General features: G+C 70.1%; 22 protein-coding genes. 19 read left to right on the top strand and 3 right to left on the bottom strand.

Annotated features, from left to right (window positions below):
• The first annotated feature begins 58 nt into the window (after window positions 1-58).
• From G6N31_RS08320 to G6N31_RS27010, 9 genes are all read left to right on the top strand, one after another.
• Entirely contained in the window at window positions 59-796 is a 738-nt protein-coding gene (locus tag G6N31_RS08320) for a lysoplasmalogenase (protein WP_234815495.1), read from the top strand.
• Window positions 793-2,793, top strand: a complete 2,001-nt coding sequence (locus tag G6N31_RS08315) for a primosomal protein N' (protein WP_098006556.1) — start codon at window positions 793-795, stop codon at window positions 2,791-2,793. Before G6N31_RS08320 ends, G6N31_RS08315 begins: the two co-directional genes overlap by 4 nt.
• 5 nt (window positions 2,794-2,798) lie before the next feature.
• A complete protein-coding gene (locus G6N31_RS08310; RefSeq protein ID WP_163722103.1) occupies window positions 2,799-4,616 on the top strand; it encodes a DUF2207 domain-containing protein in 1,818 nt (605 codons plus the stop codon).
• Complete coding sequence (locus tag G6N31_RS08305; RefSeq protein WP_098001145.1) at window positions 4,610-5,146, top strand: LemA family protein; 537 nt, start codon at window positions 4,610-4,612, stop codon at window positions 5,144-5,146. Before G6N31_RS08310 ends, G6N31_RS08305 begins: the two co-directional genes overlap by 7 nt.
• A gap of 19 nt (window positions 5,147-5,165) precedes the next feature.
• Complete coding sequence (fmt, locus tag G6N31_RS08300; protein WP_098001147.1) at window positions 5,166-6,101, top strand: methionyl-tRNA formyltransferase; 936 nt, start codon at window positions 5,166-5,168, stop codon at window positions 6,099-6,101.
• Entirely contained in the window at window positions 6,098-7,483 is a 1,386-nt protein-coding gene (locus G6N31_RS08295; protein WP_098001469.1) for an RsmB/NOP family class I SAM-dependent RNA methyltransferase, read from the top strand. The genes fmt and G6N31_RS08295 overlap by 4 nt, the downstream gene beginning before the upstream one ends.
• 9 nt (window positions 7,484-7,492) lie before the next feature.
• A complete protein-coding gene (gene rpe, locus G6N31_RS08290; RefSeq protein WP_098001149.1) occupies window positions 7,493-8,188 on the top strand; it encodes a ribulose-phosphate 3-epimerase in 696 nt (231 codons plus the stop codon).
• Window positions 8,185-9,186: a bifunctional diaminohydroxyphosphoribosylaminopyrimidine deaminase/5-amino-6-(5-phosphoribosylamino)uracil reductase RibD gene (gene ribD, locus G6N31_RS08285; RefSeq protein ID WP_163722101.1), complete on the top strand. Its 1,002-nt coding sequence runs from the start codon at window positions 8,185-8,187 to the stop codon at window positions 9,184-9,186. Before rpe ends, ribD begins: the two co-directional genes overlap by 4 nt.
• Window positions 9,187-9,293: 107 nt before the next feature.
• Window positions 9,294-9,455: a hypothetical protein gene (locus tag G6N31_RS27010; protein WP_165776216.1), complete on the top strand. Its 162-nt coding sequence runs from the start codon at window positions 9,294-9,296 to the stop codon at window positions 9,453-9,455.
• On the opposite strand, the gene G6N31_RS08280 is transcribed toward G6N31_RS27010, so the two are convergent.
• Window positions 9,422-10,990, bottom strand: coding sequence for an MFS transporter (locus G6N31_RS08280; protein WP_098001151.1), 1,569 nt, complete (start codon window positions 10,988-10,990; stop codon window positions 9,422-9,424). The genes G6N31_RS27010 and G6N31_RS08280 overlap by 34 nt on opposite strands.
• Window positions 10,990-11,694, bottom strand: a complete 705-nt coding sequence (locus G6N31_RS08275) for an LppX_LprAFG lipoprotein (RefSeq protein WP_098001153.1) — start codon at window positions 11,692-11,694, stop codon at window positions 10,990-10,992. Before G6N31_RS08275 ends, G6N31_RS08280 begins: the two co-directional genes overlap by 1 nt.
• Window positions 11,695-11,763: 69 nt before the next feature.
• Between G6N31_RS08275 and G6N31_RS08270 the strand changes: the two genes are divergently transcribed.
• The 8 genes from G6N31_RS08270 (at window position 11,764) to whiA (ending at window position 19,790) form a co-directional block, all read left to right on the top strand.
• Window positions 11,764-12,375 (top strand): riboflavin synthase, encoded by a 612-nt coding sequence (locus G6N31_RS08270; RefSeq protein WP_098001156.1) that lies wholly within the window; start codon window positions 11,764-11,766, stop codon window positions 12,373-12,375.
• A gap of 125 nt (window positions 12,376-12,500) precedes the next feature.
• A complete protein-coding gene (locus G6N31_RS08265; protein ID WP_098001473.1) occupies window positions 12,501-13,784 on the top strand; it encodes a bifunctional 3,4-dihydroxy-2-butanone-4-phosphate synthase/GTP cyclohydrolase II in 1,284 nt (427 codons plus the stop codon).
• Complete coding sequence (ribH, locus tag G6N31_RS08260; RefSeq protein ID WP_098001158.1) at window positions 13,781-14,263, top strand: 6,7-dimethyl-8-ribityllumazine synthase; 483 nt, start codon at window positions 13,781-13,783, stop codon at window positions 14,261-14,263. The genes G6N31_RS08265 and ribH overlap by 4 nt, the downstream gene beginning before the upstream one ends.
• Entirely contained in the window at window positions 14,260-14,727 is a 468-nt protein-coding gene (locus G6N31_RS08255; protein ID WP_098001160.1) for a PH domain-containing protein, read from the top strand. Before ribH ends, G6N31_RS08255 begins: the two co-directional genes overlap by 4 nt.
• A gap of 71 nt (window positions 14,728-14,798) precedes the next feature.
• Window positions 14,799-16,850, top strand: coding sequence for an excinuclease ABC subunit UvrC (gene uvrC / locus G6N31_RS08250; RefSeq protein WP_098001162.1), 2,052 nt, complete (start codon window positions 14,799-14,801; stop codon window positions 16,848-16,850).
• Window positions 16,847-17,791, top strand: a complete 945-nt coding sequence (rapZ, locus tag G6N31_RS08245; protein ID WP_098001164.1) for an RNase adapter RapZ — start codon at window positions 16,847-16,849, stop codon at window positions 17,789-17,791. Before uvrC ends, rapZ begins: the two co-directional genes overlap by 4 nt.
• Window positions 17,788-18,816 (top strand): gluconeogenesis factor YvcK family protein, encoded by a 1,029-nt coding sequence (locus tag G6N31_RS08240; RefSeq protein WP_098001166.1) that lies wholly within the window; start codon window positions 17,788-17,790, stop codon window positions 18,814-18,816. Before rapZ ends, G6N31_RS08240 begins: the two co-directional genes overlap by 4 nt.
• Window positions 18,813-19,790: a DNA-binding protein WhiA gene (gene whiA, locus G6N31_RS08235; protein ID WP_098001475.1), complete on the top strand. Its 978-nt coding sequence runs from the start codon at window positions 18,813-18,815 to the stop codon at window positions 19,788-19,790. The genes G6N31_RS08240 and whiA overlap by 4 nt, the downstream gene beginning before the upstream one ends.
• On the opposite strand, the gene G6N31_RS08230 is transcribed toward whiA, so the two are convergent.
• Window positions 19,787-20,431 (bottom strand): hypothetical protein, encoded by a 645-nt coding sequence (locus tag G6N31_RS08230; protein ID WP_098001168.1) that lies wholly within the window; start codon window positions 20,429-20,431, stop codon window positions 19,787-19,789. The two genes, whiA and G6N31_RS08230, sit on opposite strands and share 4 nt — an antisense overlap.
• 30 nt (window positions 20,432-20,461) lie before the next feature.
• Between G6N31_RS08230 and G6N31_RS08225 the strand changes: the two genes are divergently transcribed.
• Window positions 20,462-21,175: an ABC transporter substrate-binding protein gene (locus G6N31_RS08225; RefSeq protein WP_098001170.1), complete on the top strand. Its 714-nt coding sequence runs from the start codon at window positions 20,462-20,464 to the stop codon at window positions 21,173-21,175.
• A 99-nt stretch (window positions 21,176-21,274) separates the two neighbouring features.
• Window positions 21,275-22,297 (top strand): type I glyceraldehyde-3-phosphate dehydrogenase, encoded by a 1,023-nt coding sequence (gap, locus tag G6N31_RS08220; protein ID WP_098001172.1) that lies wholly within the window; start codon window positions 21,275-21,277, stop codon window positions 22,295-22,297.
• Window position 22,298 lies beyond the last annotated feature (1 nt).

The following is a 22,298-nucleotide window of genomic DNA, read 5'->3' as shown; positions in this document are numbered from 1 at the left end:
CGGTACGCACGCGTCCCGTGCCGGTCGAGGGACCGTCGCGTTTAGTAGTTTCTCTCGAGTGAAGACCTCCGGTCATGAACTCACCGCCACCGGCTCGCGAACCTGGCTGTGGTGGGGTGCGGCCGCCGTCGTCGCGGCCGGCTACGGCATCTTTCTCATCGTCACCGCGGGCCGACTCGAGGTCGGCACCGAGCTGACCGGGCAGTTCGGCGCCCAGCCCGCGGTCAAGGCGTTGGCCGCCGTGCTGCTGGCCGGGGCGGCGGCGACCCATCCGGTCGTGCGGGAGCGCCGGTGGCTGGTCGCGGCGCTGCTGTTCTCGGCGGCGGGCGACTACCTGCTGGCGATGCCGTGGTGGGAGCCGTCCTTCGTGCTCGGGCTGGGCGCGTTCCTGGTCGCCCACCTGTGCTTCCTCGCGGCCTTGCTGCCGTTGGTGAGGTCCTCGCGATCGCGTCTGCTCGCCGCGTCGGTGGTGCTGATCGCTTGCGCGGCGCTGCTGGCGTGGTTCTGGCCGCGCCTGATCGAGCAGGGGATGACCGTGCCGGTCACGCTGTACATGGCGGTGCTCGCCGCGATGGTCTGCGCGGCGCTGCTCGCCGAGTTGCCGACTCCCTGGACCGCCGTCGGCGCGGTGTGCTTCGCGGTCTCGGACGCGATGATCGGCATCAACGTGTTCGTCCTCGGTACGGAGACGCTGGCGGTTCCGATCTGGTGGGTGTATGCGAGTTCGCTGCTGCTCATCACCGCAGGGTTGCTGTTCGGCCGGACGTCGCAGCCATCTGTTAGACCTGCGGTGTGACGACCACCAGGCGCCCCGCCGAACACGAACCGGTCGCGCGGGTACTGCCCATGCTCACGGTGCCGCACCTCGATCGAGAGTTCGACTATCTGGTCGCCGACGAGCAGTCCGATGATGCGCAGCCGGGGGTGCGGGTCAAGGTCCGCTTCCATGGCCGGATGGTGGATGGGTTTCTCCTCGAAAGACGTTCCGACACCGACCATGTCGGCAAGCTCGGTTACCTGGAGAAGGTGGTGTCGACCGAGGCGGTGCTGACCCATGACGTGCGCCGGCTCGTCGACGCGGTGGCCGCGCGTTACGCGGGCACCCGTGCCGACGTGCTGCGGTTGGCGATCCCGCCGCGCCATGCGACCGTCGAGAAGCGCCCGCCCGACCGGCTGGAGCCGTACCCACCGGCCGAGGTCGACCCCACGCCGTGGTCGGCCTACAGCGGCGGCGCCCAGTTCATCGCGGCGCTGGCCGAGTCCCGCGCCGCGCGCGCGGTCTGGCAGGCGCTACCCGGAGAAGCCTGGGCGCAGCGATTGGCCGAAGCCACCGCGGTGACGTTGAACTCGGGTCGCGGTGTGCTCGCCGTGGTGCCCGACCAGCGGGACGTCGACACGCTGTACGCGGCGGTGACCGCGCGGATGGACCCGGCGCGAGTGTCCGCGCTGTCGGCCGGACTCGGGCCGGCCCAACGCTACCGACGCTGGCTGTCGGTGCTGCGCGGGACCGCGCGGGTGGTGATCGGTACGCGCAGCGCGGTTTTCGCTCCGGTGGCCGACATCGGCCTGGTGTTGCTCTGGGACGACGGGGACGATTCGCTTGTCGAGCCCCGCGGTCCGTACCCGCATGCCCGTGAGGTCGCCATGCTGCGGGCCCATCAGGCGCGGTGTGCGGCGGTCCTCGGCGGCTATGCGCGCACCGCCGAGGCCCAGGCGCTGGTCCGCAGCGGGTGGGCGCACGATCTCGTCGCCGCCCGGCAGATGGTGCGGTCGCGGGCTCCGCGTGTGGTGGCGTTGGAGGACAGCGCTTACGCCCAGGAGCGTGACCCCGCGGCCCGCACCGCCCGGCTCCCGACGGTCGCCCTCGACGCCGCGCGGTCCGCGCTGAACGCCGATGCGCCGGTGCTGGTGCAGGTGCCCAGGCGCGGGTACGTCCCGGCGCTGGCGTGCGCGAAATGCCGCACCGTCGCCCGCTGCCGGCACTGCACCGGTCCGTTGTCGCTGCCCGGCCGGGACAGCCCGCACGTGGTGTGTCGCTGGTGCGGGCGCGATGAGGTGGCGCTGCGGTGCGGGCGCTGCGGCAGCGACGCCGTGCGCGCGGTCGTCGTCGGAGCCCGCCGCACCGCCGAAGAACTCGGTCGGGCGTTTCCGGGTACCACCGTGGTCACCTCCGGCGGCGACCACGTCGTGGCCGCGGTGCCGCAGCGCGCCGCGGTGGTGGTGGCCACCCCCGGCGTCGAACCGGTCGCCGAGGGCGGTTACGGCGCCGCGCTGCTGCTCGACTGCTGGGCGCTGCTAGGACGGCAGGATCTGCGGGCCGCCGAGGACACCCTGCGGCGCTGGATGGCCGCGGCGGCACTGGTGCGCAGCCGCGCCGACGGCGGCACCGTGGTGGTGGTCGCGGAGTCGGCGATCCCGACGGTGCAGGCGTTGATCCGCTGGGATCCGGTCGGCCACGCCGAAGCCGAACTCGACGCCCGGGGCGAGGTCGGCCTGCCCCCGGCGGTCCACATGGCGGTGCTGGACGGCACGCCGGACGCTGTGCACACCCTGCTCGACAGCGCCGCGCTGCCCGACTGGGCCGCACCGCTGGGCCCGGTGGATCTCCCCTTCACCGCACGCCGGCCCGCCGGGGTGGCGCCGGACCAGCCGGTGATCCGGATGCTGATCCGCGCCCCGCGTGACGGGGGCCTGGAGCTGGCCGCCGCGTTGCGCAAGGCGGCCGCGGTGTCGAGCGCCCGCCACGACACCGAGCCAGTTCGCATCCAGATCGATCCGCTGCACATAGGCTGATGCGCATGTCGGTCGGGCGGCTGGTCAAGGCACTGATCCCGCTGCTGTTGATCGCGGCCGGCGTCTTGTGGCCGTTGGCGTTTCGCGGGGACTCCGGCGGCGGCGCCGCGGTCGACGATCCGGTCGTCATCACCGACTACGACGTCGACATCGTCGTCGACGACGCCGGCGACATGACCGCCGTCGAAACCATCACCGGCGAGTTTCCCAGCTTCCGGCACGGCATCTTCCGCTACTGGGACGTGGTCAACCCGAACTCGCCTCGTATCCGGCAGCGGCCGGTGGTCACCTCGGTGCTCTTGGACGGCCGCCCGGCCCCGTACCAGATGCTGTGGGAGGGCGGGGACCGGTTCCGGGTCGCCAAGATCGGTGACCCCGAGGTCTACCTCGATTACGGCACCCACGTGTACGAGATCCGGTACCGCATCGACGGTGTCCTCGATCCCGGAACCGTCGGGGCCGACCGGCAGTTCGCGGAATCGTTCGGTGAACCGCCGGCAGAGAACTCCTCGGTCTTCTACTGGAACGTCATCGCGCCCTCCTGGAACAACCAGATCCGCCGCGCCGACATCTCCGTCACCCTTCCCGCCGCCGTCGACCTCGCACAATGCTCGGTGGGCCGCGGCGTCGGCACGCCCTGCACGGACCTGTCCGTGCGCGACAACCGGGTGACCTTCTCGGCCCGGGACCTGCCACCGCGCACTCCGGTGACCGTGCGGGCCGGCGTGGATCTCCCGCCTCCGCCGCGCGCCGAGCTTCCGTGGCCGCACCACTGGGACCGGATTCTGGGCAGGTCGCTGCCGGGGGTGGCGTGGACGGCAGCGCTGACCGTACTGGGGGCGCTGGCCGCGCTGTTGTGGTTCCGCAGCGTGCTGGAGAAGTCTCCCGGCTTCCCGCTGCAGTACGCGCCCCCGCCGGGCCTGGGCCCGGTACAGACGGAGTACATCCGCACCGAGTCGGTACCGAATGCGGGTCTGACGGCGACGCTGTTCTACCTCGCCGACCGAGAGCTCGTGTCGTTGCGCCAGGTGAACGCCGATCAGTGGAACATCCGCGGCATCGCCGAACCGAAGCAGTGGCGTGACGTGGACCCGGTCAGCAGAGCCGTGGCCGCCGCCCTCAAGGTCGACAAACGCGGTACCGAGTTCCAGGCGAAGAAGGCCGTGTCCGCCGGCAAGAAGCTCAGCAAGGCCAAGACCGACATGGCCACCGCGGTGAAGAAGTGGGCCGTCGACTCCGGCTATCTCGTGGCCCGCAAGAAGGAACTCTGGTTGCGGGTCGCCAACGCCGTGGCCTTCGTGCTGATGGTCTGCGCCTTCTTCCGCTGGGGTTTCTCCGCCACGATGTGGGCGCTGCCGTTCGCCGCGTTCTTCCTGTGCTCGGCGGCGTCCTGGCGTGACGGCGTCGGCACCCGGCGGACCGCGGCGGGCCGTGAACTCTGGTCGCGCGCAGGTGGATTCCACCGCGTGCTGGCCACCGATTCCGCGGAGTCCCGGTTCGACTTCTCAGCCCGCAAAGACCTCTACATCGCCTACGTGCCGTACGCGGTCGCGGCCGGCGCCGCGGCGCTGTGGGCCAAGAAGTACCAGGCCGAAACCGGTGCGGTCGCCCCGCAGCCGGACTGGTACGGCACCTCGAGCACGCCCCACACCGGGTGGGGCGGGGGTACGGGCGGCCCGGACTTCGACAGTTTCGAATCGGCGCTGTCGTCGTCGATCGGTGCCTACACCGCTTCCCAGGCGTCGTCGTCCTCGTCGGGCGGTTCGAGCAGCTCCGGCGGCGGCGGTGGCGGCGGGGGCGGGGGAGGAGGCGGATCGTGGTGACGTTCCTGCTGGTCGTCGCGCTGATTCTGGCGGTGCTGGTGCTGATCGGCTTCGTCGTCGGCCACAACAGGATCCGGTCGGCGGATATCCGTGTGCGCGAAGCGCTTTCCGGCATCGACGTCGAACTGACCCGGCGCGCAGCGCTGATCCCGAGCCTGGTGCACACGGTTGCGACGTTCGCCGGTCACGAGAAGGCGGTCCTCGACCGGGTGACGGCGGCCCGCGCCGCATTGACGAGTGCTACCGGGACCCCGTCGGTCACCCAGCGCAGCACTGCCGAGCAGCAACTCGATTCGGCGTTGACGCCGGTGCTGGCGCTGGGAGAGAGCTATCCGCAACTGAACTCCTCGAACAACTTCCTGGACCTGCAGCGCAACCTCGCCGACACCGAGGACAAGTTGGCTTTCGCCCGGCAGTACTACAACGACGCCGCGGCCAGCTTGAACCGGTTGCTCACCACCATCCCGTGGATGTTCGTCGCGCCCCTGACCGGAGTGACCGAGAAGGAGTACTACCAGACCCCACGGTGACGCTCCCTACACTGGCCCGGTGCGTCTCGTCTTCGCCGGTACGCCGGAACCGGCCCTGCCCTCGCTGCGCAGGCTCATCGACTCACCCCGGCACGAGGTCGTGGCTGTGCTCACCCGCCCCGACGCGCCGGCCGGGCGGCGGGGCCGCCCCGCCCCGTCGCCGGTGGCGCTCATGGCTGCCGAGCACGGCATCCCGGTGCTGCGCCCGGCCCGGCCGAACGCCGACGAGTTCGTCGCCGAGCTCACCGAGCTCGCGCCCGACTGCTGCCCGGTGGTCGCCTACGGCGCGCTGCTGGGCGCCGGCCTGCTCGCTGTGCCGCCCCTCGGTTGGGTCAATTTGCATTTCTCCGTCCTGCCGGCCTGGCGTGGAGCCGCCCCCGTGCAGGCGGCGCTGGCCGCCGGCGACACCGTGACCGGTGCCACCACCTTCCAGATCGAGCCCAGCCTGGATTCCGGGCCGGTCTTCGGTGTCGTCACCGAGACCATCCGCCCCACCGACACCGCCGGGGACCTGCTCGGCCGGCTCGCGCTCTCCGGCGCGGAGCTGCTGGAAGCCACGCTCGACGGCATCGCCGCCGGTACGCTCACCGCGGTGCCGCAGCCGGCCGACGGCGTCAGCATCGCGCCGAAGATCACCGTCGAGGACGCGCGGATTCGCTGGGAGTTGCCGGCGCACGTCGTGGACCGCCGGATCCGGGCGGTCACACCCAACCCGGGCGCCTGGACGATGATCGGCGACATGCGGGTCAAGCTCGGTGCTGTCACGGTGTCCGCCGACACCGCGGCCACCGACCTTGCGCCAGGCCAGATTTCGATCGACAAGAAGGCCGTGCATGTGGGGACCGGTTCGGTTCCCGTCCGGCTGGGCACCGTGCAGGCGCCCGGAAAGAAGCCGATGAACGCCGCGGACTGGGCGCGTGGCGCCCGCCTCGAGGACATCGGGTGGGCGCGGTGAGCCGCCCCGCCGGGCGCCGCCCGCCCAAGCGCCGGCCGCTGGACCCCGCGCGACGCGCGGCGTTCGACGTGCTGCGCGCGGTCTCCGACAAAGACGCCTACGCGAACCTGGCGCTGCCGGCGATCCTGCGCGACCGCCAGATCAGCGGTCGCGACGCCGCGTTCGCCACCGAACTGGCCTACGGGGCGTGCCGCAGCCGCGGCCTGCTCGACGCGGTGATCGAGGCCGCGGCCGGACGCCCGACCGAGCGCATCGACCCCGTGCTGCTCGACCTGCTGCGGCTCGGGGCCTATCAACTGCTGCGCACCCGTGTCGAGGACCATGCCGCGGTGTCCACCACGGTCGAGCAGGCGGGCATCGAATTCGACACCGCCAGAGCAGGATTCGTCAACGGCGTACTGCGCACCATCGCGCGACGGGACGAATCGTCGTGGGTCGGGGAACTGGCGCCGTCCAAGACCGCCGACCCGATCGGACACCTGGCGTTCGTGCATGCCCATCCGCGGTGGATCGCCCAGGCCTTCGCCGATGCGCTGGGCGCGCGCGCCGACGAACTCGCGGCGCTCCTGGCCAGTGACGACGCCCGCCCGAGCGTGCACCTGGCCGCGCGCCCGGGGGACCTGTCGGCCCGGGAACTGGCCGACGCGGTCGGGGGCACCGTGGGCACCTACTCCCCGCATGCGGTGTACCTGACCGAAGGCGACCCCGGCGAACTCGCCGCGGTGCGCGACGGACGGGCCCTGGTTCAGGACGAGGGCAGCCAGTTGGTGGCCCGAGCGATGACGCTGGCCCCACTCGAGGGACCCGACACCGGGCGCTGGCTGGATCTGTGCGCCGGCCCGGGCGGCAAGACGGCGTTGTTGGCCGCGCTGGGGCGCGATTCGGGCGCCACCGTCACCGCCGTCGAGCCCGCACCGCGGCGCGCAGACCTGGTAGAGCAGAACACCGCAGGCCTGCCCGTCACCGTCCACCGGGTCGACGGCCGCGACTCCGGTCTGCTTCCCGGATTCGATCGGGTCCTCGTCGACGCTCCGTGTACCGGACTCGGCGCGCTGCGGCGCCGCCCCGAGGCCCGCTGGCGCCGGCAGCCCAGCGACGTCGCCCCGCTGGCCAAGCTGCAGCGCGAACTGCTGGCCGCCGCGATCGAACTGACCCGACCCGGAGGCGTCGTGCTCTACGCGACCTGCTCGCCGCATCTGGCCGAGACCACCGGAGTCGTCGCCGACGCGCTGCGCCGCCACCCCGTGACCGCCCTGGACACCCGTCCGTTGTTCGCGCCGGCCTCCGACATCGGTACCACGACGTCGATCCAGTTGTGGCCGCACCGCCACGGCACCGACGCCATGTTCGCCGCCGCCCTGCGGGTGACCGGGCCCCGATAGGCTCTGACCATGGCTGCACCGCACGCTCCCCACGCGCCGCTGATCGCGCCGTCGATCCTGTCCGCGGACTTCGCCCGGCTCGCTGACGAGGTCGCGGCGGTCGGAGATGCCGATTGGCTGCACGTCGACGTGATGGACAACCACTTCGTCCCGAACCTGACTCTCGGCCTGCCGGTGGTCGAATCGCTCCTGCGCGTCACCGACATCCCGATGGACTGCCACCTGATGATCGAGCGGCCCGACAAGTGGGCGCCGCCCTACGCCGAAGCCGGGGCGCACAACGTCACGTTCCACGCCGAAGCCACCGACAACCCCGTCGCGGTGGCCCGTGACATTCGCGCCGCCGGCGCCAAGGCGGGTCTGGCCATCAAACCGGGCACGCCACTGGAGCCTTACCTGGAGATCCTGCGGGAGTTCGACACGTTGCTGGTGATGTCGGTCGAACCGGGGTTCGGCGGCCAGAAGTTCATCGGCGAGGTCCTGCCGAAAGTGGGTACCGCCCGACGCCTCGTCGATGCCGGCGAGCTGACGATCCTGATCGAAATCGACGGTGGCGTCAACGACGACACGATCGAGGCGGCGGCGGAGGCCGGGGTGGACTGCTTCGTGGCCGGATCGGCGGTCTACAGCGCCGGGGACCCGGCCGCGGCCGTGCGCTCGCTGCGGCAACAGGCCGCCGCGGCGGCCAAGCATCTGACGCTGTGAACCTCGACGCCGCGATGGCCGCGGCCATCGAGCAGAGCGAAAAGGTCAAGGGCCGGACCTATCCCAATCCGCCTGTCGGAGCCGTGATTCTGGATGCCGACGGTCAGATCGCCGGAGTCGGCGCCACCGCCCCGACCGGCGGCCCGCACGCCGAGGTGGTGGCCCTGCGACGGGCGGGGGAGCGGGCGGTCGGCGGCACCGCGGTGGTCACGCTGGAACCGTGCAACCATGTGGGCCGCACGCCGCCCTGCGTCGACGCGTTGCTCACCGCAGGCGTCGCCGCGGTCGCGTTCGCCGTCACCGATCCCAACCCGGTGGCTGCGGGCGGGGCGACTCGGCTGTCCGAAGCCGGGGTGCACATCGTCGCCGGGGTGGGCGCCGACGCGGTGGCCGGTGGTCCGCTGCGTGAGTGGCTGCACAAGCAGCGCACCGGATTGCCTCATGTGACATGGAAATTCGCGGCGAGCGTGGACGGCCGCAGCGCTGCCGCGGACGGCAGCAGCCAATGGATCACCAGCGAACCTGCCCGAGCCGACGTGCATCGCCGACGCGCGGCGGCCGACGCGATCGTGGTCGGCACCGGCACGGTGTTCGCCGACGATCCGACCCTGACCGCCCGGCTGCCCGACGGCAGCCTGGCCGACCACCAGCCGCTGCGCGTGGTGGTGGGGCAGCGCGAGATCTCGCCGGACGCAAAGGTTCTCAACGAGGAGTCGCGCACGATGGTGATCCGCACCCGGGATCCGCACGAGGTGCTCAAAGCGTTGTCCGACCGCACCGACGTGCTCGTCGAGGGCGGCCCCACCCTCGCGGGGGCCTTCCTGCGAGCCGGGGTCGTCGACCGCATCCTGGCCTACGTGGCGCCCATCCTGCTCGGCGGACCGATCACCGTCGTCGACGACGTCGGTGTGTCGAACATCACAGCAGCACAGCGCTGGCGCTTCGACGGCGCCGAATCCATCGGCCCCGACATGCTGCTCAGTCTGATCCCGCTGTAGCGGCCTGTCCGTCGTTACACTCGAGGAACAGCGTCGGGTCTGCCCGGCGGGAATATCGCGCTTTCACTGACGAGTTGCGCATGAGAGCACGAGAAAAGGAAACGACCATGACTGCAGTGCAGAATTGGCTCCCAAAAGACCTGGTCACACCGACCATCGTTCGCAACGTCATTCGCGACGTGCTGCGGGACCTGCACAAGATGACCCAACGCGACGACGAACCGTCGGGCGGCCCTCAGTTGATGGGGCGCGGGCTCGAACGCTGCTGAGATTCCGCTGATTCCGGCTCTTCGGCGTGCTCGTCACGCGCGCTGATCAGCAGGCCCAGCACCGCACCGACCACGCACACAATCGCCGTGATCGTGAAGATCTCCGCGTACTGCAGCACATAGGCCTCCCGTACCCGGTTGGCCTCCGCGGCCAGCCGCTCGGCCAGGGTGTTGCCCCCCGTACTGGCCGGCAGGCTGGCCAGGTGCTGGTTGAACCGGTAGAGCCCCCAGGCCGACAGGGCGGCGATACCGATGAGCATGCCGATCATGCGCGACACCACCACGGCGGCCGAGGCGATCCCGTGCTGAGCGGCCGGGACCACCCGCAGCGTGGCCGAGGTCAGCGGTCCGATCACCAGCCCCAGCCCGAAACCGGCAATCGCCAGGTCGGTGTCGAGGGTCGGCAGGCTGAGGGGGCCGAGGTCGTGGCGGGCGGCCAGCAGGTCGACCGGCCACTTCGAGATCAGGAGGTAGCCGCCGGCGGCGATGAGCAATCCGGCGAACGCCACGATGCGGTCACCCAGGCGGGTGGCCAGCCACCCACCCAGCAGCGCACCGATCGGGAGGGCGATCAGGAAGCGCAGCAGCAGGAACGCGGCCTCGTTCTGGTCCTGGCCCAGCACTCCCTGGCCGAACAACTCGACGTTGACCAACGTCACCATCAGCGCCGCGCCGGCAGCCAGCGAGGCGCCCAGCGCCGCCAGGAACGGCCGGAACCGCACCCCTGCCGGCTCCAGCAGCCGCGTCCGCGCGAACTTCTCCCACGCGAAGAACGCGATGGCGGCCACCGCGGCGGCGATCAGCACCGGCGGGCCCCAGCTGGGCAGCACCTCCCTGCCGTCCGGCGCCGGGTTGTACAACCCGATGACCGCCAGTCCCAGTGCCGCCGCGAGCAGCAAGCCGCCCACGACGTCGACCTTCTGCGGGTCCTCGCTCTCGAGGCGGCCGGGCAGGCTGAAGTGGATCATCACCATCGCGATCGCGGCCAACGGCACGTTGACCCAGAACACCGACTGCCAGTGGCCGAACAACCACACCAGCGTGATGCCGTACACCGGGCCCAGAACGCTGCCCAGCTCCTGGGCGGCGCCGACCCCGCCGAGGACCGCGGCGCGGTTGCGTGCCGCCCACAGGTCTGCGGCCAGCGCCAACGTGACCGGCAGCAGGGCCCCGCTGGCGGTGCCCTGGATGATCCGGCCGATCACCAGCACCGTCAGGTCGGTCGACAGAGCGGTCACCACGGAGCCCAGCGCGAAGCCGGCGAGGCTGACCTGGATCAGCAGCTTGCGGCCGAACCGGTCCGAGGCGCGCCCCAGCAGCGGCATCGCCGCGATGTATCCGAGGAGGTATCCGGTGATGATGGGGGTGACGCGCTGGATCTGGTTCACGCCGATGCCGACATCGCTCATGATGTCGGTCATGATCGTCACGACGACGTAGGTGTCGAGCGCGCCGAGGACCACCGCGAGGCTGCCGGCGCTGATCGCGATGCGGCGGTTGGCCGACGTCAGGACAGCCGGCGAAGCGCCGGCCATCACACCGCCGGCTTGTCGATCGTGACCGGCTCGCCCCACTTGGTCAGCGTCATCGTCACGCTGTTGCCCGGGCTGGGTTCGAGGCGGGCCTGCATCAGTTGGTGATCGCCTTCCTCGGCGACCCACGCGGTGCCGGGGACCGGGGACGTGGCCGCGATCTGCGGGGCGATCTTGTTCACTGCGTCCGCGCTGACGTTGCCGGTGATTCGCACGGTGCTCACGCCGTCGATGGTTTCGCGGCCGTCGGAGCGCGCGTCGGAGAAGTTGGCCAGCACGTTGGCCAGGCCGAGGTTCGGGTCGAGGATGGCCGCCACGTCGTAGACGTCGGAGGCCGGGCCGAAGTTCGACAGGTTGCCGCCCGAGGTCAGGGCGGCGTAGAGATCTCCGTCGGAGACGACGAAGTCGACGCCCTGGAGCCGCTGTCCCATGAAGATGATGTCGGCGGTGCCCTGGGCGGCGACGGTGGGCGACTGAGTGAGCTGGCCCTCCAGCGACTCCACCGGCAGATCGGCGATCTGACCCTGCACCGACAGCGACAGATGTGCGCTGGACTGGCCCTTGGTGGTCTGGCTGGACTCGCTGAGCAGGGTCGACGCGTCGGGCAGGTCCCCGCCGGAATCCTCCGACGAGGTGCTGGAGCAGCCTGCGACAAGGACGAGGGCGGCGACGAGGGCGGCGAAGATCGCCAACAGGCGGGTCTGCATGCCTGCATCGTAGAGGGTGCGCGCCCGTGGCCGTGGTTGCCGAACCGGCCGGACCTCTAGGCTGGGCCGGTGTTCACCGGAATCGTCGAAGAGTTGGGCGAGGTCATCGGCAAGGAGACGCTCGGTGACTCCGCGCGTCTGGTGATCCGTGGACCGGTGGTGACTTCGGATGCCGGCCACGGCGATTCGATCGCGGTCAACGGGGTGTGCCTGACCGTCGTCGACGTCCTGGCCGACGGGGCGTTCACCGCCGATGTGATCAACGAGACACTCAATCGTTCGAGTCTGCGCGGCATCGACGTCGGCGCCCGGGTCAACCTGGAGCGCGCCGCCGCGGTGAACAGCCGACTGGGCGGACACATCGTGCAGGGCCACGTCGACGGCACCGGACACATCATCAGCCGCACCCCGTCGGAGCACTGGACCGTGGTGCGCATCGCGCTGCCCCCGGCGCTGGCCCGATACGTGGTGCACAAGGGCTCGATCACCGTCGACGGGGTGTCGCTGACGGTGTCGGGGCTGGGCCACGACTGGTTCGAGGTGTCGCTGATTCCCACCACGTTGGAGATGACGACGCTGGGCCGCGCCGAGGTCGGCGCGCACGTCAACCTCGAGGTCGACGTGATCGCCAAATATGTCGAACGCCTCCTGGGGTCCCAGGGCGACCGCCGCGACGCGTGAGCCGCCGGCCGTCCCACTGAGCGCTGCCGGGCAATAACGCGTCGGTTCGCGTGGTTCATACTGAGGAAGCAGTCCACAACGTAGATGCAGGTGGTTCCGCCCGGGACCGGCAAAAGGTGGTGACGATGACGAGGCTGGATTCGGTCGAGCGTGCGGTGGCCGACATCGCCGCGGGCAAGGCCGTCGTCGTCATCGACGACGAGGACCGCGAGAACGAGGGCGACTTGATCTTCGCGGCCGAGAAGGCCACGCCCGAGCTCGTGGCCTTCATGGTCCGCTACACCTCGGGGTACCTGTGCGTGCCGCTCGACGGCGAGATCTGCGACCGGCTGGGCCTGCTGCCGATGTACGCGGTCAACCAGGACAAGCACGGCACCGCCTACACCGTGACCGTCGACGCGAAGATCGGTGTGGGCACCGGCATCTCGGCGTCGGACCGCGCCACCACGATGCGATTGCTGGCCGACCCCACCGCGGTCGCCGACGACTTCACCAAACCTGGCCACGTGGTGCCGTTGCGCGCCAAGGACGGTGGCGTGCTGCGCCGCCCCGGCCACACCGAAGCCGCCGTCGACCTGGCCCGGATGGCCGGCCTGCAGCCGGCCGGCGCGATCTGCGAGATCGTCAGCCAGAAGGACGAAGGCGCGATGGCGCAGACCGACGAGCTGCGCATCTTCGCCGACGAACACGACCTGGCGCTGATCTCGATCGCCGACCTCATCGAGTGGCGGCGCAAGCATGAGAAGCACATCGAACGCGTCGCCGAAGCGCGCATTCCGACCCGCCACGGCGAGTTCCGCGCCGTCGGTTACACCAGCATCTACGACGAGGTCGAGCACGTCGCGCTGGTCAAGGGCGACATCATCAACCCGGGCGCGGCCCCCGGCACTGACGGTCACGACGTGCTGGTCCGAGTGCACTCCGAGTGTCTGACCGGCGACGTGTTCGGCTCGCGGCGCTGCGATTGCGGACCCCAGCTCGACGCGGCCCTGGCGATGGTGGCCCGGGAAGGTCGCGGGGTGGTGCTCTACATGCGCGGCCACGAGGGACGTGGCATCGGCTTGATGCACAAGCTGCAGGCCTACCAGCTCCAGGACGCCGGTGACGACACCGTCGACGCCAACCTCAAACTGGGGTTGCCCGCCGACGCCCGCGACTACGGCATCGGTGCGCAGATCCTCGTCGACCTCGGGGTGCGCTCGATGCGGCTGCTGACCAACAACCCGGCCAAGCGTGTCGGTCTGGACGGCTACGGTCTGCACATCATCGAACGCGTCCCGCTGCCGGTGCGCGCCAACGCCGAGAACATCCGCTACCTGATGACCAAACGCGACCGCATGGGACACGACCTGGCCGGGCTCGACGAGTTCGACGAAGCGCTGCCCGGCGAGTTCGGCGGCGCCGTATGAGTCCGGCCGCCGGCGTTCCCGACCTTCCCGAACTCGATGCCGCCGAAATCACGTTGGGCATCGTGGCCAGCACCTGGCACGAGACGATCTGTGACGCGCTTCTCGACGGTGCCCGCAAGACCGCCGCCGACGCGGGCGTTGCGCAGCCCACGGTGGTGCGGGTACTCGGCGCCATCGAAATCCCCGTCGTGGCACAGGAATTGGCTGTCACCCATGATGCTGTGGTGGCGCTTGGCGTCGTGATCCGCGGGGAGACACCGCATTTCGACTACGTGTGCGACGCGGTGACCCAGGGGCTGACCAGGGTGTCGCTGGATGCGTCCACCCCGGTGGCCAACGGTGTGCTGACCACCGACACCGAGGCGCAGGCGCTGGCCCGGGCCGGGCTGCCCGGGTCCACCGAGGACAAGGGCGCCCAGGCCGCCGCGGCAGCGCTGTCGACCGCGCTGACGCTGCGCGGCCTGCGGTCGGGGCGATGACCTCCGACGACTGGGACGTCGAGATCAGGCCGTTCCTGACGCCGCTGTTCGCCTACGGCGCCGCGGTGATCATCGTGGCCGCCCACGTCGTGGTCGGCGCCTTGCTCAAGATCTCGTCGACCGGCGTGATCTTCACCACCGCCGACCAGGTCGCCATCGCCCTGCTCGGGGTGGTGATCGGCGGGTTCGTCTGCCTGTTCGCCCGGCCCCGGCTGCGCGTCGGCCGAGCGGGGGTGGCGGTGCGAAACCTGTTCGGCTACCGGATCGTTCCGTGGGACCAGGTCGTCGACGTGTCGTTTCACCGCGGTGCGCGCTGGGCCCGGCTGGATCTGCCCGACGACGAGTACGTGCCCGTGATGGCGATCCAGGCGGTCGACAAGGCGCGCGCGGTCGAATCGATGGACAAGGTGCGTGCCCTGATACAGCGCTACCGGGTCGACGGGGCCGACGGGTCTCGCCGATGACCGGGACGCGGCACCGTCACCTCCGACGGTGGTCGCTACGCCACGTCGGAGCGCGGCAGTAACCTGGGTCCGTGCCCGATCCAGCGACGTACCGACCCGCCCCCGGGTCGATCCCCGTCGAGCCGGGTGTCTACCGTTTCCGCGACCCGCACGGCCGGGTGATCTACGTCGGCAAGGCCAAGAGCCTGCGCAGTCGGCTGAACTCCTACTTCGCCGACATCTCCGGACTGGCGCCGCGTACCCGGCAGATGGTGACCACGGCCGCCGCCGTGGAATGGACAGTCGTCACCACCGAGGTCGAGGCGCTGCAGCTGGAGTACAACTGGATCAAGGAGTTCGATCCGCGGTTCAACATCCGCTACCGCGACGACAAGTCCTATCCGGTGCTGGCTGTCACCCTCAACGAGGAGTACCCACGGCTGAAGGTGTACCGCGGGCCGCGCCGCAAGGGTGTCCGGTACTTCGGGCCCTACTCCCACGCCTGGGCCATCCGCGAGACGCTGGACCTGCTGACGCGGGTGTTTCCGGCCCGTACCTGCTCGAACGGAGTGTTCAAGCGCCACAACCAGATCGGCCGTCCCTGTCTGCTCGGCTACATCGACAAGTGCTCCGCGCCGTGCGTGGACAGGGTGTCGGCCGAGCAACACCGGCAGATCGTGGGAGACTTCTGCGACTTCCTCGCCGGCAAGACCGATCGGTTGATCCGCGAGATGGAACAGCAGATGAACGCCGCAGCGGCCGAACTCGATTTCGAACGGGCCGCCCGGCTGCGGGACAACATCGGGGCGATGCGCCGGGCGCTGGAAAAACAGGCGGTGGTGTTCGGCGACGGCACCGACGCCGACGTCGTGGCCTTTGCCGACGACGATCTCGAGGCCGCCGTCCAGGTGTTCCACGTGCGCGGTGGCCGGGTGCGCGGCCAGCGTGGGTGGATCATCGAAAAGTCCGGGGAACCCGGGGAATCCACCCAGGAGTACCTCGTCGAGCAATTCCTCACGCAGTTCTACGGTGACCAGGCCGCGCTCGGCGGTGCCAGCGACGCCGGCGGTGACGAGGCCACCAACCCGGTGCCCAAACAGGTGCTGGTCCCGGTGCTGCCCGACACCGCCGACGAACTCGAGACCTGGCTGTGCCAGCTGCGCGGATCTCGGGTGTCGCTGCGGGTGGCGCAGCGCGGCGACAAGCGCGCGTTGGCCGAGACCGTCAAACGCAACGCCGAGCAGGCCCTGGCTCAGCACAAACTCAAGCGCGCGGGCGACTTCACCGCCAGAAGTGCTGCGCTGCAGAGCATCCAGGAAGCGCTCGGGTTGGCCGACGCCCCGCTGCGCATCGAGTGCGTCGACATCAGCCACGTCCAGGGCACCGATGTGGTCGCCTCGCTAGTGGTCTTCGAAGACGGCCTGCCGCGCAAGTCGGACTATCGTCACTACGGGATCCGGGAGGCCGCCGGGGACGGCCGCTCCGACGACGTCGCCTCGATCGCCGAGGTCACCCGGCGCCGCTTCTACCGCCACCTGCGCGACACCCGGCCACCGGACGACTCCCAGCCACCAGACGACACCCAGCCACCGCGGGACGGGACCGCCGCCGCCGACGATGCGACCGCGAACGCCGGCCCGCGCAGATTCGCCTATCCGCCGAATCTGTTCGTCGTGGACGGCGGCGCGCCGCAGGTCAACGCCGCGGCTGCGGTGCTGGAGGACCTGGGCGTGACCGACGTCGCCGTGATCGGCCTGGCCAAGCGACTCGAGGAGGTCTGGGTGGCCTCCGAACCCGATCCGGTGATCCTGCCACGCCACAGCGACGGGCTGTACCTGCTGCAACGCATCCGCGACGAGGCACACCGCTTCGCGATCAGCTATCACCGCAGTAAGCGGTCAAAACGGATGACGGCCTCGGCGCTGGACTCGGTCCGTGGGCTGGGGGAGCATCGGCGCAAAGCGCTGGTCACCCACTTCGGCTCGCTGACCCGGCTGAAGAAGGCCAGCATCGAGGAGATCACCGCGGTGCCCGGCATCGGGGAGACGACAGCGCGCGCGGTGCTCGAGGCTTTGGGCGCGTCGCCCGATTCCGGAGCATCCGAACCAGCGATCGGCGATGATCGGAGCAGAGCATCGGGATGACAGAGCGAGGTATGCACGAAGACGTCCGTGGGGGAGCCGGGACCGCCGGCGGTGACAACGACCTCGAATCCCTCGGCGACAGCGGCATCGACGTGGTGCTGGTCACTGGGCTGTCGGGGGCCGGGCGCGGTACCGCGGCCAAGGTGCTCGAAGACCTCGGGTGGTACGTCGCCGACAATCTGCCGCCGGAGCTGATCACCCGCATGGTCGAGTTGGGATTGGCCGCCGGCTCGCGCATCACCCAGCTGGCCGTGGTGATGGACGTGCGCTCGCACGGATTCACCGGCGACCTCGACTTCGTCCGCAGCGAGCTGGCCACCCGCAACATCGCGCCGCGGGTGCTGTTCCTGGAGGCCTCCGACGACATCCTGGTGCGGCGCTACGAGCAGAACCGGCGCAGCCACCCACTGCAGGGCAACCAGACCCTGGCCGAGGGCATCGCGGCCGAGCGCGCGCTGCTGGCCCCGGTGCGCGCCGCCGCCGACCTGGTGATCGACACGTCGTCGCTGTCGGTACACGGACTGCGGGAGAGCATCGAGCGGGCCTTCGCCGGCGAGGCCGTCGCACACACCAGCGTCACCGTCGAGTCGTTCGGCTACAAGTACGGGTTGCCGATGGATGCCGACACCGTGATGGATGTGCGCTTCCTGCCCAACCCGCACTGGGTGGACAGCCTGCGCAGACACTCCGGTCAGCACCCCGACGTCCGCGACTACGTCCTGGGCCAACCCGGCGCGGAGGCCTTCCTCGACTCCTACCATCAGCTGTTGGACGTCGTCATCGACGGCTACCGCAGGGAGGGGAAGCGCTACATGACCGTCGCGATCGGGTGCACGGGAGGCAAGCACCGCAGCGTCGCGATGGCCGAAGCACTCGCCGAACGCCTGCAGGACAACGACCTGACGGTGCGCGTGCTGCACCGGGATCTGGGCCGCGAATGAGTGTGCGCATCGTCGCCCTCGGCGGTGGCCATGGGCTTTACGCCACCCTGTCGGCGGCGCGGCGGCTGACCCCCCACGTCACCGCCGTCGTCACCGTCGCCGACGACGGCGGGTCCTCTGGCCGGCTCCGCAGCGAACTCGATGTGGTCCCGCCTGGGGACCTGCGAATGGCGTTGGCCGCGTTGGCTTCCGACAGTCCACACGGCCGGTTGTGGGCCACCATCATTCAGCACCGTTTCGGCGGCAGCGGCGCGTTGGCGGGCCACCCGATCGGCAACCTGATCCTGGCCGGTCTCAGCGAGGTGCTCGCCGACCCGGTGGCCGCGCTCGACGAGTTGGGCCGCATCCTCGGCGTCAAGGGCCGGGTGCTGCCGATGTGCCCGGTCGGCCTGGGGATCGAGGCCGACGTGGTCGGGCTGGAGGCCGATCCGCGCCTCAGCCGCACCATCCGCGGCCAGGTGGCCATCGCCACCACCGTGGGCAAGGTCCGTCGGGTGCGGCTGATCCCCGGTGACCCACCGGCCACCCGGCAGGCCGTCGACGCGATCCTCAACGCCGACCTGGTGGTGCTCGGACCCGGCTCGTGGTTCACCAGCGTGATCCCTCATGTGTTGGTCCCGGAGCTGGCCGCGGCGCTGAAGACCACGACGGCGCGGCGCGTCCTGGTGCTCAACCTGGTGGCCGAACCGGGGGAGACGGCGGGCTTCTCGGTCGAACGGCACATTCACGTGCTCAGTCAGCACGCACCCGACGACTTCACCGTTGGCGACATCATCGTCGATTCCGCTCGGGTGCCCGGCGACCGCGAGCGCGAGCAGCTGCGCCGCACCGCGACCATCCTCGGTGCCCACGTCGAGTTTGCTGACGTTTCCCGACCTGGTACACCTTTACATGACCCGGCGAAGCTGGCCGCGGCATTGGAGGGGGTGCTCCAAAAAGACGCGCAGCCCGGCGGTGCGGTGTTACCGCCGACAGTGTCCACCCCGACAGCGAACGGACCGAGAGGTGACGACCCGTGGCGATGACAGCCGAGGTCAAAGACGAGCTCAGCCGCTTGGTGGTCAACTCGGTCAGCGCGCGCCGCGCGGAGGTCGCTTCGCTGTTGCGCTTCGCCGGCGGCTTGCACATCGTGTCCGGCCGTGTGGTGGTCGAGGCGGAGGTGGACCTGGGCATCATCGCGCGGCGGCTGCGCAAGGACATCTACGACCTGTACGGCTACAGCGCGGTGGTGCATGTGCTGTCGGCCAGCGGGATCCGCAAGAGCACGCGATATGTCGTGCGGGTCGCCAAAGACGGGGAGGCGCTGGCGCGGCAGACGGGGCTGCTCGATCTGCGGGGCCGGCCGGTGCGGGGGCTGCCCGCCCAGGTCGTCGGTGGCAGCGTCGCCGATGCCGAGGCCGCCTGGCGTGGTGCGTTTTTGGCGCACGGGTCGCTGACCGAACCAGGCCGCTCGTCGGCGCTGGAGGTCAGTTGCCCCGGGCCCGAGGCGGCCCTGGCTCTGGTCGGCGCGGCCCGACGTCTCGGGGTCAGCGCGAAGGCCCGCGAGGTCCGCGGCAGCGACCGGGTCGTGGTGCGTGACGGCGAGGCGATCGGCGCGTTGTTGACCCGGATGGGGGCCCAGGACACCCGGTTGACGTGGGAGGAGCGCCGGATGCGCCGCGAGGTCCGCGCCACCGCCAACCGGCTGGCCAACTTCGACGACGCCAATCTGCGCCGGTCGGCGCGGGCGGCGGTCGCCGCCGCCGCCCGGGTGGAGCGCGCTCTGGAGATCCTCGGCGACACCGTTCCCGATCACCTGGCCGCGGCCGGTCACCTGCGGGTGGCCCACCGGCAGGCCTCGCTCGAGGAACTCGGTCGGCTGGCCGACCCGCCGATGACCAAAGACGCTGTGGCAGGAAGGATTCGGCGACTGCTGTCGATGGCCGACCGCAAGGCCAAACAGGACGGCATCCCGGACACCGAGTCGGCCGTCACGCCGGACCTGCTCGAGGACGCCTAGAAGTCCAGAAGGTGCTCGAGGGCCTCCTTGTCGACGGTCTCGAACCGGTGGTCCTCCACTTTCATGTAATGGCGGACCCGGTTGACGAAGTCGTTGATCGCGGCGTTGAACGCGTCGGTGGCAGCATGGCGCCGGTCCGGGGACAGCGTGGCAGTGATCTCCTGGGCGAACGCGGTGTAGATGACCCGTTGCGCGCTGTCGGCGATGTCGCTGGGCGCCACCAGGCGTAGCTCGGTGAGCAGGGTGATGGCGCGTTTGGCGTCGTCCTCGAGCGCGCCGGTGGCCCGCACCACGCGGAACAGGATGGCCAGACGCGTCAGGTTCTCCGGTATCGACGGATCGATCTCACGGGCCATCTGCAGCAACTGGCCCTGGTCCTCCGTGTGCGCGAGTCGCTGGGTCACCTCGGCCCATTCGGCGGAGATCTCCTTGAGACCCGCGCTGGCCACCGAGATCTCGGTCATCGCCGCAACGAACCGGATCGTCGCGTCGCGCAGCAGGTCGAACTTCTGTCGCTCCTCCTCGGCCACGCTCTGGCGTTCGTAGTTCTTCTTCGAAGTCCAGTAGGTGGCCAGCCCGCCGACGATGGCACCCAGCAGGCTGGCCGAGGCCGTGATCGCCGGGATCACCCAATCGGTCATCTGCTCAGTATCGGGCTATACCGTGGGGTCATGGAGATATTGACCGTCGGAGTCGTCTCCCCGAATCCTCCGTTCACCGCCATGTCCGGCGTTAGCGGTCTGGACATCGAGCTGATGACGGCGCTGGCCGCCGAACTCGGCGATCGGCCGGTGTTCGTCGGCTATGACGGGCCGGACTTCGACGGCATCTTCGACCGGCTGGGCGCCGGTGAGTACGACTGCGTCATCGCCGGAACGACGGTGACGCCGCAGCGCGCGGCGAAGGCGGCCTTCCTGCCGCCCTATGTGATCTCCGGCCAGGGCCTGGCGGTCGACACCGCGCGGCTACCCCATGTCCACTCGGTCGACGACCTCATCGGCCTGACCATCGGCGTGCAGCGCGGCGACGCCGGCGAGGCGATCGCCGAGGGACTGGTCACCGACGGCAAGGCCGCCCGGGTCCGGCTCTACGGGTACGGCGCGTTCGACACGGCGCTCGACGACCTCGCGGCGGGCGGTTGCGACGCCGTGATGAAACTGGCCCCGGTGCTGACCGAGCTGGTGCGGGCGGTTCCCGGGGTCGAGGTGGTACAGCGCGGACTCTCGGTGGAGCACATCGCCATCGCGGTGAACGCGTCCGACCAGCAGCTCCTGGCGCGGCTGCAGGTCGCTCAGGCCGACCTCGAGAAGAACGGCACGCTACAGCGCATCCGCCGCAAATGGCTGGGCAACCCCTACGCCGATCAGAGTTCGGGGGTCCTCTGAGGACGCCCGGGGCGACCGCACGCCGCCGTGCGTACACCTACTAGGCTGACTTCTCGAGTAGTCGTCGGCGCAGTTCAACAGAGCTAAAAGGAGAGAGACGTGACGATCCGGGTAGGCGTGAACGGCTTCGGCCGTATCGGGCGCAACTTCTTCCGTGCGCTGGACGCGCAGAAGGCCGAGGGCAAGAACACCGATATCGAGATCGTGGCGGTCAACGACCTCACCGACAACGCCACGTTGGCGCACCTGCTGAAGTTCGACTCCATCCTGGGCCGGCTGCCCTATGACGTCAGCCTCGACGGTGAGGACACCATCGTCGTCGGTGACACCAGGATCAAGGCGCTCGCGGTCAAGGAAGGCCCGGCGGCGCTGCCCTGGGGTGACCTCGGCGTCGACGTCGTCGTCGAGTCGACCGGCATCTTCACCAAGCGCGACAAGGCCCAGGGACACCTCGACGCCGGCGCGAAGAAGGTCATCATCTCCGCGCCCGCCACCGACGAGGACATCACCATCGTGCTCGGCGTGAACGACGACAAGTACGACGGCAGCCAGAACATCATCTCCAACGCCTCGTGCACCACGAACTGCCTGGGACCGCTGGCCAAGGTGCTCAACGACGAGTTCGGCATCGTCAAAGGCCTGATGACGACCATTCACGCCTACACCCAGGACCAGAACCTGCAGGACGGCCCGCACAAGGACCTGCGTCGCGCCCGCGCCGCCGCGATCAACATCGTCCCGACCTCCACCGGCGCGGCCAAGGCCATCGGCCTGGTGCTGCCCGAGCTGAAGGGCAAGCTCGACGGCTACGCGCTGCGGGTGCCGATCCCCACCGGGTCGGTCACCGACCTGACCGCCGAGCTGAGCAAGTCGGCCACCGCGGATGAGATCAACGCCGCGATGAAAGCCGCCGCCGACGGTCCGCTCAAGGGCATCTTGAAGTACTACGACGCTCCGATCGTGTCCAGCGACATCGTCACCGACCCGCACAGCTCACTCTACGACGCGGGGCTGACCAAGGTGATCGACAACCAGGCCAAGGTCGTCTCCTGGTACGACAACGAGTGGGGCTACAGCAACCGGCTCGCCGATCTCATCGCCCTCGTCGGTAAGTCGCTCTGAC

The sequence above is a fragment of the Mycolicibacterium duvalii genome (genome assembly GCF_010726645.1).
In the GTDB taxonomy this organism is placed as follows: Bacteria; Actinomycetota; Actinomycetes; order Mycobacteriales; family Mycobacteriaceae; genus Mycobacterium; species Mycobacterium duvalii.
This window is presented reverse-complemented; position numbering and strand designations above follow the sequence as displayed.

Bases quoted from the DNA above. Each gene is read 5' to 3' on its own strand.
- G6N31_RS08310 (WP_163722103.1), top strand. From the start codon at position 2,799: ATGTCGGTCGGGCGGCTGGTCAAGGCACTGATCCCGCTGCTGTTGATC.
- rpe (WP_098001149.1), top strand. From the start codon at position 7,493: ATGGCTGCACCGCACGCTCCCCACGCGCCGCTGATCGCGCCGTCGATC.
- G6N31_RS27010 (WP_165776216.1), top strand. From the start codon at position 9,294: ATGACTGCAGTGCAGAATTGGCTCCCAAAAGACCTGGTCACACCGACC.
- G6N31_RS08280 (WP_098001151.1), bottom strand. From the start codon at position 10,990: ATGGCCGGCGCTTCGCCGGCTGTCCTGACGTCGGCCAACCGCCGCATC.
- G6N31_RS08275 (WP_098001153.1), bottom strand. From the start codon at position 11,694: ATGCAGACCCGCCTGTTGGCGATCTTCGCCGCCCTCGTCGCCGCCCTC.
- G6N31_RS08265 (WP_098001473.1), top strand. From the start codon at position 12,501: ATGACGAGGCTGGATTCGGTCGAGCGTGCGGTGGCCGACATCGCCGCG.
- ribH (WP_098001158.1), top strand. From the start codon at position 13,781: ATGAGTCCGGCCGCCGGCGTTCCCGACCTTCCCGAACTCGATGCCGCC.
- G6N31_RS08255 (WP_098001160.1), top strand. From the start codon at position 14,260: ATGACCTCCGACGACTGGGACGTCGAGATCAGGCCGTTCCTGACGCCG.
- rapZ (WP_098001164.1), top strand. From the start codon at position 16,847: ATGACAGAGCGAGGTATGCACGAAGACGTCCGTGGGGGAGCCGGGACC.
- G6N31_RS08240 (WP_098001166.1), top strand. From the start codon at position 17,788: ATGAGTGTGCGCATCGTCGCCCTCGGCGGTGGCCATGGGCTTTACGCC.
- whiA (WP_098001475.1), top strand. From the start codon at position 18,813: ATGACAGCCGAGGTCAAAGACGAGCTCAGCCGCTTGGTGGTCAACTCG.
- G6N31_RS08230 (WP_098001168.1), bottom strand. From the start codon at position 20,431: ATGACCGATTGGGTGATCCCGGCGATCACGGCCTCGGCCAGCCTGCTG.
- G6N31_RS08225 (WP_098001170.1), top strand. From the start codon at position 20,462: ATGGAGATATTGACCGTCGGAGTCGTCTCCCCGAATCCTCCGTTCACC.